General features: G+C 53.9%; 2 protein-coding genes. One reads left to right on the top strand and one right to left on the bottom strand.

Features of this window, described 5'->3' with window-relative positions; all coding sequences use genetic code 11:
* On the bottom strand, window positions 1-274 hold a 274-nt coding region (locus RUMCAL_RS16225; protein WP_207636441.1), incomplete at its 3' end, for a hypothetical protein.
* 119 nt (window positions 275-393) lie between these two features.
* Here RUMCAL_RS16225 and RUMCAL_RS05935 point away from each other — a divergent pair.
* Entirely contained in the window at window positions 394-1,215 is an 822-nt protein-coding gene (locus RUMCAL_RS05935) for a ParB/RepB/Spo0J family partition protein (protein ID WP_040647238.1), read from the top strand.
* Window positions 1,216-1,230: the final 15 nt, after the last annotated feature.

The following is a 1,230-nucleotide window of genomic DNA, read 5'->3' as shown; positions in this document are numbered from 1 at the left end:
CCGTCAGGCGGGCTTTGTGCGGTGTTGCCTTAACACATACCAATACTATTTTATTATAGCACGATTTTTTCGCCTTGTAAAGCGTTTTCCGGAATTTTTCCGTGCAGAATGTTTCACGTGAAACATTCCCCGTCAAAAAAAATATCGCAAACCCTGACAGGTTCCCCCTGCGAATGCAGTTGGGTTTATGGGAAATGGTGTCGGCTGGTCGGGGTATTTCCGAAAGCGGCGGTGAAAATGCCCGAATCAGGCGGAATTTTTCAGTAGCAATCATTTCCCGAATCTGTTACAATGGGGATATGGAAGCGATGCGAAGCCGTCAGGCGGGCGTTATGCAGCGTTTTTTCAGACAGACAAGCCGCACCGGCGGCAAAGAAAGGAAGTACAGCAGTTATGGCAGGATTTTTGACATTTACCAAAGAAAAGCCCATCAATCGGGTCGTGGAGGTGGACATCAGCGACATTCGCCCGAACCCGCACCAGCCGCGGAGTGAATTTGACATTGCGGACATTCAGTCGCTGGCGGACAGCATTCTCCAGAATGGGATCTTACAGCCCCTCACCGTCCGCCGCGGGGAGAACCGCTATGAACTCATTGCAGGAGAGCGGCGGCTGCGGGCAGCAAAGCTGGCGGGGCTGCGGGCAGTGCCGTGCATCATTCTGGACATCAGTTCCCGCAACTCCGCCATTATGGCACTGGTGGAGAACATTCAGCGGCAGGATCTGTCATTTTTTGACGAGGCAAGTGCCATTGAAAAGTTGATTACATATTACGGTATGACGCAGGAGGACGCAGCGGCGAAGCTGGGCAAGGCACAGAGCACCATTGCCAACAAGCTGCGGTTATTGCGGCTGACGGCGGACGAGCGGGAAGTCATTATGAAGTACAATCTGACGGAACGGCATGCCCGTGCACTGCTGCGGCTGGCGGCTCCGGCGGAACGGCTGGCGGTGCTGGAACGGGTGGTAAAGCAGAATCTGAACGTAGAGAAAACCGAAGCCGCCGTGGAGGAAGTGATCGGGAAAAAGAAGGTACAGAACAGCTACAAGAAGCGGAGCAAGGTGTTCCAGAATGTGCGGATTTTTGTGAACACGATCACGAAAGCGGTGGAAACCATGCAGGCGGTGGGAATCGCGGCGGAGTCCCAGAAGATCCAGCACGAGGACTACATCGAATACCGTGTAAAAATTCCCACTGCGGCGAGTCGCCGCTGACCCTACGCCCCAATT

Source organism: Ruminococcus callidus ATCC 27760, from assembly GCF_000468015.1.
Taxonomy (GTDB): domain Bacteria; phylum Bacillota; class Clostridia; order Oscillospirales; family Ruminococcaceae; genus Ruminococcus_C; species Ruminococcus_C callidus.
This window is presented reverse-complemented; position numbering and strand designations above follow the sequence as displayed.